This is a genomic window from Pseudoalteromonas sp. A757 (genome assembly GCF_004103285.1).
Classification (GTDB): Bacteria; Pseudomonadota; Gammaproteobacteria; order Enterobacterales; family Alteromonadaceae; genus Pseudoalteromonas; species Pseudoalteromonas galatheae.
The window spans coordinates 36,199-50,649 of the sequence record NZ_QNQN01000072.1 but is presented as its reverse complement, the minus strand read 5'-3'; the positions used below and the strand labels follow the sequence as shown (position 1 = coordinate 50,649).

The following is a 14,451-nucleotide window of genomic DNA, read 5'->3' as shown; positions in this document are numbered from 1 at the left end:
CAATTTAATATTAATGCAACTGGAATTGAACCTTATGAAAACAGTCGTTATTTACTCAAGCTCAAACCCCAATGGAAATACCTACCAATCTGCAAAGGCACTAGCAGAAGAAAAAAGAGCGGAACTCATCTATTTAGACCGTTATAAAATTGGTGAGTATTGCTATAAACATTCTCACAGTGACGATGACTTTGTTAACCTGTTTAGATGGGTGCTCGGTTTTGAGCACATTATTTTTGCATCCCCTGTTTATTGGTATGCTGTAACACCAAGAATGAAGGCATTTATCGACAGAATAACCGACTTTATGGACATCGAAGCGCTAAAGCCTGAGCTCAGAGCGCTGCGCGACAAGCAGTTTTCGATTTTATCAACCTCATGCCAAGAGAGAGCACCGGCACCATTTACTGAGATGTTGGTGGGAACCTTTGAGTATTTGGGTATGAAATTACAAGAGCAACATCATGTTCATTACCCTTACGCCGATTAATAGCAGTGGATTTTGTTGGGTGGGGCTGTGTGACGATAGCTTTTAAAGATCGCTGCGTGAAGCAGCTCCTACTCTGGAGTAAAACCAGTCTGATATAAGGCGGTTTATCCACCGAGCAGTTTGTGACTGGTGTATATTTAGATGAGGGAAAGGGCTTTAAAGATCGCTGCGTGAAGCAGCTCCTACTCTGAAGTAAAACCAGTCTAGTCGGAGGAGGTTTACCCTCCGAGCGGTTTGTGGCCAGTGTATACTTGCAAAGTCCGAAAATATATAGAGTGTTATTAGTTTGAGTCTTAACTGTGGCAAATTGGCTCATTAATTAACGCAGCGTAAAACGTCAAGGAAGAAATATGAAGATCTCCAAGATACAAAAAGAAAGAACAATTATTTTACCAGAGAAATATTTAGCGTTTCTTGCAAATATAGACGCGGGCGAGGACTATTTCTTCAACGAGTTTCCTGAAGAGTACCCTGATTTCGAAGGCCGATGCTGGGCTTTTTATGATGAACCACTCTTAAGTGAAGAAGTTGAAATGATTGGTATCGGTAAGGCACCTGCACATCAGCAACTAGCGCTTTACTTAAAATGTTATCAACAAAGCCTAAAAAAGGCGAAATTCATTCGCCTGAAGGGCTGATTTCTATTAGTCGAGTCGCCAATGCTTTTGTTATTGCAGAAGATGACGGTGATTTTTTTATCTAGACCCTGAAGATAGTTTTTCGGTTTGGATATTTTATCACGATGGTTGTGATGTAAAGAAAGTATCAAATTCAATGGAAGAATGGTTGATGCGCGCTAAGGCTGCTTAATAGAGTGGGGCGTTAAAACCCCTTGCTACCCGACATTTCTCAGCGGAAGTACGCACTTCCGCCTATGCGAACAGGTGTAAATTCACACCTTGAATTCACTTACCATTTGTGAGAGTTGCTGTGACATTTCGCTTAATTGCTGGCTCGATGCTTTGGTGTGTTCAGCGCCAAGAGCGGTTTGGTTTGCCACTGTTGCGATGCCACTGATGTTGTCAGTCATGTCATTAAGATCTTCGGATTGCTTTTCACTCCAGGTAGCGATATTAACGTTAATATCATTCACGGTTGCAATGGAGAGGTTGATTTGCTCTAGTGCGTGCTTGCATTCTTGGCTCACTTTGAGGCTTTGCTCGGATGCTGCACGGCAGCTTTGCATTTCTTCAACGGTTGTGGCGACGCCATTGTGTAGTTTATCAATAATGGCTTGAATATCATCGGTAGATTGTTGTGTACGCTGAGCCAGCGTTCTTACCTCATCGGCCACCACGGCAAAACCTCGGCCTTGCTCTCCCGCTCTTGCAGCCTCGATAGCCGCATTCAATGCTAATAAATTAGTTTGTTCTGCCACTTTTTTAATGACATCAAGTACTGCACCAATCTCGGTTGATGAGCGTTGTAGTTCGAGCACGGCTTGTTGCGCTGAGTCAACACTACGAGAGGCGTGTGCTATGACTGCCACATTTTCGTCTACATGCGCCAGCCCTTGAGTCGTCAGTGTGGTTGTCTCTGCCACTTTATTAAGCGCACGCATTGACTCATTATTGACAGCTTGTGCCACTTGATTAAGCGACTGCATGCGTTTTTGCACCGATTCTGTTTCACTGTTTTGTTGTCCAATACCAGCTTGGATTTGCTCGGTAATACAGGATAACTCTTCTGCTTGAGAGGCCAAAGAGTGGGTGTTTTCGTTGATATCATGCAGTACATCACGAAAATGCGAGTTCATTTTATTAAATGCGATAGCCATTTGGGCAAGCTCGTCTTTACCGTGGCTTTTCAGTGCAATGGTGAGGTCTTTTTGCGCTGAAATGAGTCCCATCGTGCGGGTGAGCTTATCCAGTGGTTTGGTAATATTTTTGCTGATCAAGCTAGAGAGAAAAATAAGTAATATTGCGTAGCCGAGCGTTTCAGCAGTCATCGACATGAGCCGGTCATAAAACTGTTCTTCAACGTCTTGAAGGTAAATACCAGTACCAATTGCCCAGCTATAGTGCTCTAGGTTAGCGATATAAGAAAGCTTTCCCTCAAGCTCCTTTGTCCCCGGTTTTGGCCATTGATATTGGGCAAAACCTTGTTGATTTTGATTGGCAATGATGACGAACTGGCTGAATGCTTCGCGAATGAAGCGTTCATGATGGTTAGTCATTGAGGTGCCGTTGAGTAGCGGCTTAATGGGGTGCGTTACCATGTTCCCGCTTAAGTCAAATAAGAAGAAGTAGCCTGCGTCACCATAGCGTGCAGCATCAATGAGTTTTTTTATTTTTTCTTGTCTTTGTTGTGGGGTGAGCGAGCTGTCAGTGGCAACCATATTAAGTTGTGCAACTGTGGTTTCCATTAGGTTTTTTGCATTAATGCGCCGTTCGTGCGTTAAGCTGTCTCGTAAAACGAGTGCTGATGAGAGTTGCACGAGGGCAATGATCACGACAGACAAAAGCAGACTGAGTCTGAGTTTATTGGGTACTTTCATCAAACCTAAGAGTTTATTCAGCTGCTTCATGAGTTCCTCTAGCAATAAAGAATTAGTTGAAATGACAGCGATGTCAATTGGCGGGGATCATACTTAGAACGAACCAAAAATAAATAGCATGAACAAAAGATGAATAAGGCGTTAAGTCGTGCAGGTTGCTATCTAATTGATAGTTAATATAAATGTTAATATTTACGTTTTGTAAATGATTGTGAATGAGAATTATTGCTAATAAGTGCGCTTAAGAATTTTGTCTTATTAGGGAATGTTTAGGATAGGGATAGATTAAGAAAGTTTGATATAGATCATTGCAGATATCGCTTGAATCGAATAGTGACTTTGTTATACTCGCTGCGAACTTTCAGTTTAGACTGAAAGCTCTGAACTAATCAATTCTATCAAGATAAAAACATCAGGATAATCTGTGCCTCCGTTAAGCTATGCTCGACATACTGCTACCACTGACGACACGACCTATCAAGGTTGTGCGATGACGCGTGCGCAGTTATTCGGTCGTATTTTCAGTGTACTAAGCGCATTGATGATGTTTAACACGGCATTATTATTCACTGGCATGCTAGGTGATGTAGCTGAATTAGAAGCTCTTTTTGCAGATAATTCATTACCTGACTCTGTGTTGGTGATGCTCGGAGCGTTTTTGGCTCAACCTATCTTGTCATTGCAATTATTGATAGGTATTTATTGGCTAGTTTTCCATACTATTTTGCCTACACGCGCTGGTATCGTGCTGCGCAAAATGGCATTCGCCTCTACAGAGGCTATTCACCCTCAACCAGTGCCGAGCGCACATGGTTGTCGTGCTCCTCCTTTTTGATACCGCTGTCTGTTTGCGTAATTGCAATATTTTAATCCAATGTGTTTGATTTAAGCGATTTGGGTCAGCAGTCAGCAATTCAGTTTCAATTACATTAATCGGCTACTTACAGTCCTTTTAGGGCGAATTGTAAGCTTAGCAAATGTGATTGTCCGTTTACTGTGTCGATTATTTGGTAAATGGTTAGTGGCTGGTATCAAAGGAGTATTTCCCTTCACTAATGTATTTTCCCTGATGGATACAGTGCAATTCGAACTTGTGCAGCATAGCTTGCACAAATAGATACTCAGCGTGCTTGATAAATAAGCCGCAGCTTATCGTTGAAGGGTAATCAATTGAATAAACGTAGTGTCGTGAATTATGTGCTCGCTTCATTGGGGCTAATGCTCACCGGTTGTAATGGTGGCATTTTGGATCCCAAGGGGCAAATTGGCATGGATGAGAAGTCCTTGATCATCATTGCCACTGTACTGATGTTGCTCGTTGTAGTACCAGTAATTATTCTTACCTTATATTTTGCGTGGAAGTACCGAGATGGTCGTGACCACGAAATCTATGCACCTAAATGGGCTCACTCTAACAAAATAGAAGCCGTGGTTTGGACCATTCCGATTGTGATTATTATTGTACTTGGGGTGATCACCTGGCGTTCTACACAATCGCTTGATCCATACAAGCCGTTGGAGGGCAAAGGAGAACATCTCACCGTTCAAGTGGTATCGCTAAACTGGAAGTGGTTATTTATCTATCCAGATCAAGGCATTGCCAGCGTGAATGAACTGGTGTTTCCAGCGAATGTCCCGGTGGAGTACAAAATCACTTCCGAAAGCACCATGAACTCTTTCTTTATTCCGCAGCTCGGTAGTCAAATCTACTCGATGGCAGGGATGGAAACGCAGCTTCACCTGATTGCCAACGAGCCGGGGACGTTCAGAGGCTTTTCTGCTAACTACAGCGGAGCGGGCTTTACGGGTATGAAGTTCGATGCCATTGCGACCAAAGACAAAGCAAGTTTTGATAACTGGGTTGCCGATGTCAAAGCAAACGGCGAAGCCTTAACCGCAGGTCGTTACACGCAACTGGCTGAGCCTTCGGAATATCACCCCGTTGAATATTTTGGCTCGGTAGAGCAGGGCTTATTCCACACCATAGTTATGAAGTACATGCAGGGCCATGGCGAAATGAGTTATTACGCCAAACCAGAGCATGCTGCGCATCCACATCACGGCAAGGCTGAGGAGTAATTATGTCGTTGTTTGGTAAATTATCCATCGAGGCAATCCCTTATCACGAACCCATCATTATGGTGACGTTAGCTGTGGTGGCGATTGTTGGTCTAATTGTGGCTGCAATGGTCACAAAACACAAAAAATGGGGCGTGCTGTGGCACGATTGGATTACTTCAATCGATCATAAACGCCTAGGCGTGATGTACATTATCTTGGCATTAATTATGTTAATGCGTGGTTTTGCCGACGCCATCATGATGCGCACACAGCTGGCGATGGCCACAAGCGGCGCTGCCGGTTACTTACCTCCTGAGCACTATGACCAGATCTTCACTGCACACGGGGTGATCATGATCATCTTTATGGCGATGCCATTTATGATTGGTTTGATGAATATCATCTTGCCACTGCAAATTGGTGCTAGAGATGTTGCCTTTCCGTTTTTGAATAACCTCAGTTTTTGGTTGACGGCGGGCGGGGCAATTCTGATCAACTTATCCTTGGCATTTGGTGAGTTTGCAAAAACCGGTTGGGTTGCGTATCCGCCATTGTCGGAGTTGTCGTTTAGTCCCGGTGTCGGGGTTGATTACTATATTTGGGCACTGCAAATATCCGGACTTGGGACATTGCTCACCGCTGTGAATTTCTTGGTAACCGTATTTAAGATGCGTGCACCTGGCATGACGCTAATGAAAATGCCTATTTTTACTTGGACTTGTACTTGGGCAAATATCCTAGTTGCGGCGTCTTTCCCAATTCTTACTGCGGTGCTGGCGATGCTAACGCTTGACCGTTATATGGACTTCCACTTCTTCACCAATGAAGCCGGTGGTAATGCCATGATGTATATCAACCTGTTCTGGGCATGGGGTCACCCTGAAGTTTATATTTTGATCTTGCCTGCGTTTGGGATTTTCTCAGAAATTATTTCAACCTTTACAGGCAAACGCCTGTTTGGCTATAAGTCGATGGTGTACGCCAGCGGTGCGATTTCTATTTTGGGCTTTATTGTTTGGCTACATCACTTCTTTACTATGGGTTCAAGCGCTAATGTTAATGCTTTCTTTGGGGTCATGACGATGGTCATTGCGGTCCCGACGGGAGTAAAACTCTTTAACTGGTTATTTACCATGTATCGCGGTCGTTTGCGGATCACGGTGCCGGTCCTTTGGACGTTAGGGTTTATGGTGACCTTTACCGTTGGTGGGATGACTGGCGTACTGCTTGCGATTCCTGGCGCGGACTATGTGCTGCACAACAGTCTTTTCCTAATTGCACATTTCCATAACACCATTATCGGTGGGGCAGTGTTTGGTTATCTGGCGGGTTTTGCTTACTGGTTCCCTAAAGTGATGGGTTACAAGCTTGATGAGCGTTGGGGTAAAGCCTCATTCTGGTGCTGGTTAGTTGGCTTTTTTGTAGCCTTTATGCCGCTTTATGTGCTCGGCTTCTTAGGCATGACGCGTCGCCTTAATCATACCAACACGCCAGAGTGGAATATTTGGCTATACATCGCGTGTATTGGTGCCTTTATCATTATGTTTGGGATAGTTTTCCAAGTGGTACAGCTAGTGGTGAGCTACAAAAACCGCGAGCAATTGCAAGACACCACAGGCGATCCGTGGAACGGGCATACGCTGGAGTGGTCTACGGACTCTCCCCCGCAGTACTACAACTTCGCGACAACTCCTGTGGTTGACGATATTGACGCTTGGACAGAAATGAAAGAGCAGGGACAGGCATACCAAAAGCCTGCACACTATCAGCCTATTCACATGCCAAAAAATACCCCCGCAGGAGTGCTTATCAGTGCGTCATTGACCGCGTTTTGCTTTGCCATGATCTGGCATATTTGGTGGTTAGCGGCGGTGGGGTTAGTCAGTGCTATCTCGGTATTTATTAAGCGTTGTTACACCCGCGATGTTGATTATTATGTTCAGGTTGACGAGATTGAGCAGATTGAGTCTGCCCACCTTTCTCGTGCATTACAGGAGGGTTAATTCATGAGTGCTATTACTCCCGATACGCTGCATGCGTTAGAAGATGCTCACGAGCATGCAGATCATGACACAGGTTCAAATACCATATTTGGTTTTTGGCTATATCTGATGACGGATTGTTTGTTGTTTGCCTCTTTCTTTGCCACTTATGCTGTGTTGTACATGAACACAGCAGGTGGCGTGTCTGGCAAAGATATCTTTGAGCTGGGTTTTGTTGCGGTTGAAACCGCAGCCTTACTGTTAAGTAGTATTACTTTTGGTTTTGCCATGATTGCGGCAAACAAACAGAAAAAGTCGCAAACCTTATCTTGGCTTGCGGTGACATTTGCCTTTGGTGCGGTGTTCATTGGCATGGAAGTGTATGAATTTCATCACTTAATAGTACACGGTCATGGACCGCAAAATAGTGCTTTTTTGACTTCTTTCTTCTCATTAGTGGGTCTGCACGGTATGCATGTGACGGCAGGCTTGATTTGGATGACTGTGATGATGATTGAAGTGACACGTCGTGGTCTTAAGCCACAAACGGTAACGCGTTTGAGCTGCTTAAGCTTGTTTTGGCACTTTTTAGATATCGTGTGGATCTGTGTATTTACCGTTGTTTATTTAATGGGGGCAATGTAATGAGCCATAGTGGATCTCAAGCGTCAGCACAGATGGATGTTCATCAGCATGAACACGACAGCCACGGTAGTGTGAAGTCGTATCTAATTGGTTTTGTGCTATCCGTTATATTGACAGCCATTCCTTTTGCTGCCGTGATGAGTGGCAGCTTGTCATCTAGCACGACATTTTGGACGTTAGTGACAACGGCGTTAGTGCAAATTTGGGTGCACCTGAAGTACTTTTTACACCTGAACTTTGTTACGGAAGAAGGTAAGGCAAGCACGCTTTCCTTTATCTTTAGTGCGTTGATTATTGTGATGGTAGTGGGGCTGTCGGTCTGGATCATCTACGAATCGAACGCCATGATGATGTATTAACAGGAGAGTTGTCATGCTGCGTCGTTATTTTCAGGTGACAAAACCTGGGATCATTATGGGAAACTTGATTTCAGTCGCAGGAGGCTTTTTATTGGCCTCTCGAGGTGAAGTTGATTGGCTGCTATTTGCATTGACTCTGCTAGGGCTATCTTTAGTCGTTGCGTCAGGTTGTGTAGTTAACAATGTCATCGACAGGGATATCGATGCGGCAATGGCTCGCACTAAAACTCGCGTGACAGTAACTGGGGAAATTTCCTCAGTTGCTGCACTGTCACATAGTCTGGTACTCGGATTATCTGGCTTTGGGCTCTTAGCCTATTTCACCAATTGGATTGCGCTGGGTTTTGCCGCATTTGGGTTTTTTATTTATGTCGGTGTTTACAGCTTATACATGAAGCGAAACTCAGTGTATGGCACGGTGGTTGGTAGCCTGTCAGGGGCAGTGCCTCCTGTGGTTGGTTACTGCGCAGTAAGCGGGGTGTTTGACTCTGGCGCTGCCATTTTATTATTGATGTTTTGTCTTTGGCAAATGCCGCACTCTTACGCCATTGCGATTTTCCGTTTTGACGATTACCGAGCCGCGAATATTCCGGTGTTGCCAGTCGCGCAAGGTGTTGAAAAGGCCAAGCATCATATTGTTTTGTATATCGCCATTTATGCACTGGTGGTGATGTTACTACCGCTTAGCGGCTACACCGGTGTAGCATTTATGGCGGTGGCCTGTACAACCAGTTTTTGGTGGTTATTGATGGCGCTAAAAGGGTACCAAAGAGACTCAGATTTACATGGTTGGGCGAGGCAAGTATTTGCATTCTCAATAGTCAATATCACAGTCCTAAGTATCGCGATGGCGATTGATAATCACAGCACAGTTTCTGCGATGCTGTACTGATCGCAGATTATCCCAAAGTAACTAAAATCCAAAGGCCCTCAGGGCCTTTTTTCGTTCTTATCTTAGTTTATACCAATTTGACTTAATACTTGCTCAATTTGAAGGAGTAAATCTGACGCTAACAGCGTTAAAAATTTCTTATTTAGAACAACTAAATAGCAAAATTTTTGCCTTGCCTATATGGATGTAGGTACCTTAGCGAAAGCAGGACGCGGTAGCGGAGTTATCGACAAGATTTTCTCGCCTCAAAATAGACCACTTAATTAAGCAAGTTGGTATTATTTTACGTCGCTTGCTTTTTACCCATTTTATCTCCATATCAAGCTTATTGAATAGATGAGAAGATAATAATGGATATAGGGATCACAGAAGTATTGTTGTTATTTACGGCGATTTTTATCGCGTCCTTTTTACTTTTTAAGGTCGTGCTATGGGCCAAAAAAATGCCAAAAGGCGCTTATCTATTTTTGGCTTTGATGCCGCTCATTTCGCTTTTCCCTATTCCACCACCCGTTTTTAAAAATGTCGCGAAAGCCAAACAAGAACAACGTAAAAAAGCACCCAAATCAGAACCATAATCTCACAGGAAACTAGTTTAATGTCAGCTTCAATATTTATTGTTAATCTTACTTATATTACCGAAATTGAACAGGTAGAGCCGCTGCTCGCCCCTCACATTGCGTTTTTAGATCGCTTCTATGCCAATGGTACTTTTATCGCCTCTGGCAGAAAAATCCCACGAACTGGTGGGGTTATTTTGGCAAAGGCGAGTAGTGAAGCTGAGCTACTTGATATTGTGCGTCAAGATCCCTTTTATGTCGCCGAGGTGGCTCGGTATGACATTATCGAGTTTGTACCAAGCAAGTTTTCATCTTGCTTTACAGAAGTGGAGAAATACCTTAATTCTTGAGTGCCCGCTTGGCCACGCTAGTATCGTGACAGGTATACGCCGTTGAAATAATCCCTTCGCCCAATATGAACAGACGCTCGACAGCGGCATCATCAGCGTCGTTGAGCGATTGTTTGAGTAACGCTTTTACCGCAAGTTTGTGCCGCTGGCATAGTTGATTAATTGGGCTGCTAAGCTCACCAAATTCTGCCGCTGTGTTAATAAAGTAACAACCACGGAATTCGCCCAGTACCTCCACCTTATTATTAATCCACTGATCTAGTGCCAAGAACAGTTGCTTTTCGAGCATTTCACTCGTCTGGACATTTTCAAGGCAACGAGATAACCAAGATATAAATAGGTGATGCCGCAGCTCAAGTGTTGCAAGCACCAGCGCCTCTTTACTTTCAAAATGGTTGTATAGGGTTTTTTTAGCAATGCCAGATGACTTTAATACTTCGTTAATGCCAATGGCATGAATGCCATGTTGATAAAACAGCCCCATTGCGCAATCAATCAGTTGTTGTTTTTTTATACTCATCAGTCAGCCATGTTTATTACCGTGATTATAGGTTGACAGAAGTAGACCAACTTGTCTACCATTTGTGAGGTAGACAAGTTGGTCTGCTTTTTGGAAAGGGAAAGAATACAATGAGAGAAATACAACTTGCTTTAATTGCTGGAGCTGGGGCGTTTATCGCCATTGCAATATTGGCGTTTAGTCAAACGATAAGTGCTGAGCATATTTTTTTAATGGCACCTTTGGGCGCAACCGCTGTGCTGGTATTTGGTGTGCCTGAAAGCCCACTTGCGCAGCCTAAAAACGTCATCTTTGGACATATTATTACCGCTACAATCGGGATTATTTTTGCGCAGTATATTGGTGTTAACGAATTCACTTTGGCATTAGCAACGGGGCTTGGCGTATTTAGTATGTTAGTAACAAAAACTACCCACCCACCGGCTGGCGCGAATCCAATACTGATCATGTTGGCACTAGAGGGATGGAGCTTTTTATTTACGCCTGTGATTATTGGTGCCGTGGTGCTCGTACTGGTTGGTAAAGCAACGTTAGCGGCTAAAACAAAGCTAACTACAGTAACAGCTGCTTGATATGTTGATGTGCAGGCCTTATTCGCCTGCCTTCTTAAACATTAAGCCGCACAATCTGTTAGCTAGGTATTAGACTAAGACTAGTTCATTGAAATTAATAAAAAATAAATAGCGATGACAAAATTTCATTAAGCGCGTTTTTGGGTTTCGTGCTAGCATGGCGGCAACGGAATTACTTTGTCTGATTGACCAATTGATAGCATTACATCTCTTTAGTCGGCTGTTTTATGGGGTACGTGGTGGCAAATGTACGAAAGAAGGCCTCCACCTTAAGTCGAAATCTGCTGATAGTTTCATCCCCTTTAGCACTATGACAGTTCCGCCAGCACCTCAGCGTGGTTGGTTTGCTCAAAAAGTCCTGATCAAACAGGGTCACGAGACCTATGTGTTAAGTGTTAAAAATCAAGGTGCAGATGAGTTAGTGCAACAATTGCAACGATTGTGGATCTTACACCATGGCAAGCACTTGCAAGTTAAAGTTCGTAAAATTGAGCAGTTATTAACGCGTCGATATCTCAGCCATCATAATCAAAGTCTAGTGCGTCAGATTTGCAGTGCTTTATGGTCTAGTTGGCAGCACCTAGATGACAATGCCGTGCCAAGTTCGTTAAAGCCTCAAGTAGCAACTGTACGAGAAATTGCACTTTGGAATGAGCGTGATATTGCTGAGTTTCAGTCTGCTTTTGTTGAACACTACTTGGCAAAAGACGCTAACTATTTTGACAGCGTTGAATCAAATCCCCTTACAGCAGCTCAGCGTAAGGCTTGTGTGATCCAGGATGACAGGCAATTACTGCTCGCTGGCGCAGGCACGGGTAAGACAAGCGTTATCAAGGCCAAAGTTGGGTATCTCTTGCATCGTAAATTAGCTCAGGCGAATGAGCTGTTATTGCTTGCGTATGGTAATGATGCTGCGACGGAGATGCGTCAGCGTTGTCAGCCTCTCTGTGATACCTTAAATTGCTCTACCTTTCATTCACTTGGCATGCAGATCATCGAAGCGATTACCGGAGTAAAGCCGACAATTTCAAATCTAGCAACGGATAAAAAACTATTTAAACAATTTATTGCAGACACCGTGCAGTCGTTGCGACAAGAAAGCCACTTTGAGCGAGACTTTGCGCTGTTTTTGAAAAGTTCGAGCACACAGCAAGCGTCACAGGCGATAGACCTGATAAGTCAGGTATTACCATTGATAAAGCATGCTCAAATCATGGGAGAGGTTGAGCAACTGCTGACGCAATTTAGCAATCAAATGAGTGTGATCATGCCAGTTCTTGCGGAATATCAGCTGTATTTAAGCAATGAATCTAGCATTGATTTCGATGATATGCTGGAGCGGGCTATTTATTACGTAGAGTCTGGTCAGTTTATTTCACCGTGGAAGTTCATCTTGGTCGACGAATTTCAAGACATTTCCCGTGTGCGGGCAAAGCTCATTCAGGTGCTGCTAGATAAAAAAGCCGGATCGCAATTGTTCGCCGTTGGTGATGATTGGCAGGCTATTTATCGCTTTAGTGGTGGAGATATGCGCCTAACCACCGAATTTACTCGCTATTTTGGAAAGTCGACGACCACATACTTGGATAAAACATTCCGTTATCCTCAAACCATTTTAGACACGGCGAGTGAGTTTATTTGCCGCAATCCAGAACAAATAACCAAGCATATCACTTCTCATACCACAGGCGTGGCAGGACAGGGCGTAGTGAAAGTGATGGTTGATGATGAATTGTCGCAGGCGCAACAACTGCTCAATCATATTGAGCAGCGCAATGAGGGGAAAACTTCCGTTGCCTTACTGGCGAGAAATCATAAAGCATTACCTGATAAATCAAAAATTGCGCAGTGGCGGCAACTCTATCCAGAGCTTATTATTTCACATAACACCTTTCACGGTGCTAAAGGGACTGAAGCAGACTTTACGATAGTATTTGGTCTCAAGCATAGAAACTTTCCGTCACAGGTAAAAACGCCAGCATTTGTCGATGCGCTTTTACCTGCACAAGGGGCATTTCCTGACGCAGAAGAGCGGCGTTTATTCTATGTGGCATTAACCAGAGCGAAGAAACAATGCTTTTTATTAGCACCAAATGATGCGCCTTCCTACTTCTTAGAGGAAATCGCATAATTATTAATCCCAGTTAATTGACTTGATCTTTTGGCGCCATGCACTCATACAATTACTTGTTGAATTAAAAATAAGCGAGGAAAGGATGAGTATGGATCTACTAAAAGACGCGTTGAAAAGATTAAATCATATAGTCGAAAAGACAGGAATTAACGAGTCTACCTATCAAGCGTTAGCCCAGCCTCAAAGAACGCTGTCGAGCAATATCTCAATTCGTCGTGACAACGGTAAACTTGATTATTTTAAGGCGTATCGTTGTCAATACAATGATTTGCTAGGTCCAACAAAAGGCGGAATACGCTTCCATCAAGAATCTGATATGAGTGAGGTGCAAGCTTTAGCCCTTTGGATGACGCTAAAGTGTGCAGCGGTTGGTGTGCCATTTGGTGGCGGTAAAGGTGCCGTAACCGTTGATCCTAAATCACTAAGTCCCATGGAGCTTGAGCGCCTTGCTCGAGCATACATCAGAGCTAATGCTGATTTTATTGGACCCGATCAAGATATTCCTGCTCCGGATGTGTACACCAATGCTAGGATTATGGGCTGGATGATGGACGAATACGAGAAAATCGTCCGTAAAAAAAGTCCTGCCGTGATCACTGGTAAACCGCTTATTTTTGGTGGTAGTGAAGGACGAGAATCCGCCACAGGTCGCGGTGCATTCTTAATGATAGAGCGACTCAGTGAAAAGAATAATTGGAATAAAGCTGAACAAACGGTAGCTATTCAAGGCTTTGGTAATGGTGGTTATCACTGTGCAAGGCTGTTGCAGCAAGCGGGTTATAAAGTCGTTGCAGTAAGCGATTCAAAAGGTGGGATTTACTGTAAAGATGGCTTAGATATAGAAAGCATTTATCAAGAAAAGCAACGCAACAAAGCGCTTAAAGCCGTGTACTGTGACGATTCTGTATGTGAAAGCGTTGAACATAAGGTGCTGAGCAATGAAGAGTTACTCGCGCTGGAAGTAGACATTCTAGTACCCGCGGCTTTATCTGGCGCAATCACCCGAGATAACGCCAAAGCAGTATCGGCGAAGTATATTATAGAAATTGCCAACGGGCCCATTGAGGCAGACGCCGACGAAATCTTGCATCAGCAGGGCATTATAGTTGTTCCTGATATTTTAGCTAACGCAGGTGGAGTCATCGTAAGCTATTTTGAGTGGTGTCAGAATCGCCAAGGAGAAGCTTGGGATGAGCAAACTGTGCAAGATAAGTTGTCAAAATATTTATCGAATGCATTTGAAGAAGCGTGGCAGCTGCGAAGTGATGAAGGGCTTGAGATGAGAGATGCTGTATACAAGCTGGCATTACAGCGCATAGAAAGTGCTTTGGAGGCTCATGGAACACAATCTTACTTTGAAAATCGTGAGTAACTTTTTAGATTGTGTCG

The 14,451-nt window shown here is 43.8% G+C and carries 15 protein-coding genes; 13 read left to right on the top strand and 2 right to left on the bottom strand.

Annotated elements, in window-relative coordinates; translation table 11 throughout:
* The first annotated feature begins 34 nt into the window (after positions 1-34).
* Both DRB05_RS15870 and DRB05_RS23045 read left to right on the top strand, forming a co-directional pair.
* The gene (locus DRB05_RS15870; RefSeq protein WP_128727795.1) at positions 35-490 is read left to right on the top strand and encodes an NAD(P)H-dependent oxidoreductase; all 456 of its coding nucleotides are present in this window, start codon (positions 35-37) and stop codon (positions 488-490) included.
* A 350-nt stretch (positions 491-840) separates the two neighbouring features.
* Complete coding sequence (locus DRB05_RS23045; RefSeq protein WP_240036260.1) at positions 841-1,128, top strand: hypothetical protein; 288 nt, start codon at positions 841-843, stop codon at positions 1,126-1,128.
* A gap of 254 nt (positions 1,129-1,382) precedes the next feature.
* On the opposite strand, the gene DRB05_RS15860 is transcribed toward DRB05_RS23045, so the two are convergent.
* A complete protein-coding gene (locus DRB05_RS15860; RefSeq protein ID WP_128727794.1) occupies positions 1,383-3,017 on the bottom strand; it encodes a methyl-accepting chemotaxis protein in 1,635 nt (544 codons plus the stop codon).
* 394 nt (positions 3,018-3,411) lie between these two features.
* On the opposite strand from DRB05_RS15860, the gene DRB05_RS15855 reads away from it, so the two are divergent.
* The 8 genes from DRB05_RS15855 to DRB05_RS15820 all read left to right on the top strand — a co-directional run bounded on the left by DRB05_RS15855 (position 3,412) and on the right by DRB05_RS15820 (position 9,836).
* Positions 3,412-3,822 carry a hypothetical protein gene (locus DRB05_RS15855; RefSeq protein ID WP_128727793.1) on the top strand — a complete coding sequence of 137 codons (411 nt, stop codon included), beginning with the start codon at positions 3,412-3,414 and terminating at the stop codon, positions 3,820-3,822.
* Positions 3,823-4,157: 335 nt separating this feature from the next.
* On the top strand, positions 4,158-5,066 hold the full coding sequence (cyoA, locus tag DRB05_RS15850) for a ubiquinol oxidase subunit II (protein ID WP_128727792.1): 909 nt from the start codon (positions 4,158-4,160) through the stop codon (positions 5,064-5,066).
* A gap of 2 nt (positions 5,067-5,068) precedes the next feature.
* Positions 5,069-7,051 (top strand): cytochrome o ubiquinol oxidase subunit I, encoded by a 1,983-nt coding sequence (gene cyoB / locus DRB05_RS15845; protein WP_128727791.1) that lies wholly within the window; start codon positions 5,069-5,071, stop codon positions 7,049-7,051.
* Between the two features lie 3 nt (positions 7,052-7,054).
* Entirely contained in the window at positions 7,055-7,675 is a 621-nt protein-coding gene (cyoC, locus tag DRB05_RS15840; RefSeq protein ID WP_125253822.1) for a cytochrome o ubiquinol oxidase subunit III, read from the top strand.
* The gene (gene cyoD / locus DRB05_RS15835; protein ID WP_128727790.1) at positions 7,675-8,034 is read left to right on the top strand and encodes a cytochrome o ubiquinol oxidase subunit IV; all 360 of its coding nucleotides are present in this window, start codon (positions 7,675-7,677) and stop codon (positions 8,032-8,034) included. Before cyoC ends, cyoD begins: the two co-directional genes overlap by 1 nt.
* Before the next feature lie 13 nt (positions 8,035-8,047).
* The gene (cyoE, locus tag DRB05_RS15830; RefSeq protein ID WP_125253824.1) at positions 8,048-8,926 is read left to right on the top strand and encodes a heme o synthase; all 879 of its coding nucleotides are present in this window, start codon (positions 8,048-8,050) and stop codon (positions 8,924-8,926) included.
* 350 nt (positions 8,927-9,276) lie between these two features.
* On the top strand, positions 9,277-9,504 hold the full coding sequence (locus tag DRB05_RS15825) for a hypothetical protein (RefSeq protein ID WP_017218863.1): 228 nt from the start codon (positions 9,277-9,279) through the stop codon (positions 9,502-9,504).
* Between the two features lie 20 nt (positions 9,505-9,524).
* Entirely contained in the window at positions 9,525-9,836 is a 312-nt protein-coding gene (locus tag DRB05_RS15820; RefSeq protein ID WP_128727789.1) for a YciI family protein, read from the top strand.
* Here the strand turns inward: DRB05_RS15820 and DRB05_RS15815 are convergent.
* Positions 9,826-10,356 carry a TetR/AcrR family transcriptional regulator gene (locus DRB05_RS15815; RefSeq protein ID WP_128727788.1) on the bottom strand — a complete coding sequence of 177 codons (531 nt, stop codon included), beginning with the start codon at positions 10,354-10,356 and terminating at the stop codon, positions 9,826-9,828. The two genes, DRB05_RS15820 and DRB05_RS15815, sit on opposite strands and share 11 nt — an antisense overlap.
* A gap of 110 nt (positions 10,357-10,466) precedes the next feature.
* Here DRB05_RS15815 and DRB05_RS15810 point away from each other — a divergent pair, with 110 nt between their 5' ends.
* The 3 genes from DRB05_RS15810 (at position 10,467) to DRB05_RS15800 (ending at position 14,434) form a co-directional block, all read left to right on the top strand.
* Complete coding sequence (locus tag DRB05_RS15810; protein ID WP_088530930.1) at positions 10,467-10,928, top strand: HPP family protein; 462 nt, start codon at positions 10,467-10,469, stop codon at positions 10,926-10,928.
* Positions 10,929-11,085: 157 nt separating this feature from the next.
* Positions 11,086-13,059, top strand: coding sequence for a UvrD-helicase domain-containing protein (locus DRB05_RS15805; protein WP_128727787.1), 1,974 nt, complete (start codon positions 11,086-11,088; stop codon positions 13,057-13,059).
* Positions 13,060-13,150: 91 nt separating this feature from the next.
* Entirely contained in the window at positions 13,151-14,434 is a 1,284-nt protein-coding gene (locus DRB05_RS15800) for a Glu/Leu/Phe/Val dehydrogenase (RefSeq protein WP_240036259.1), read from the top strand.
* Positions 14,435-14,451: the final 17 nt, after the last annotated feature.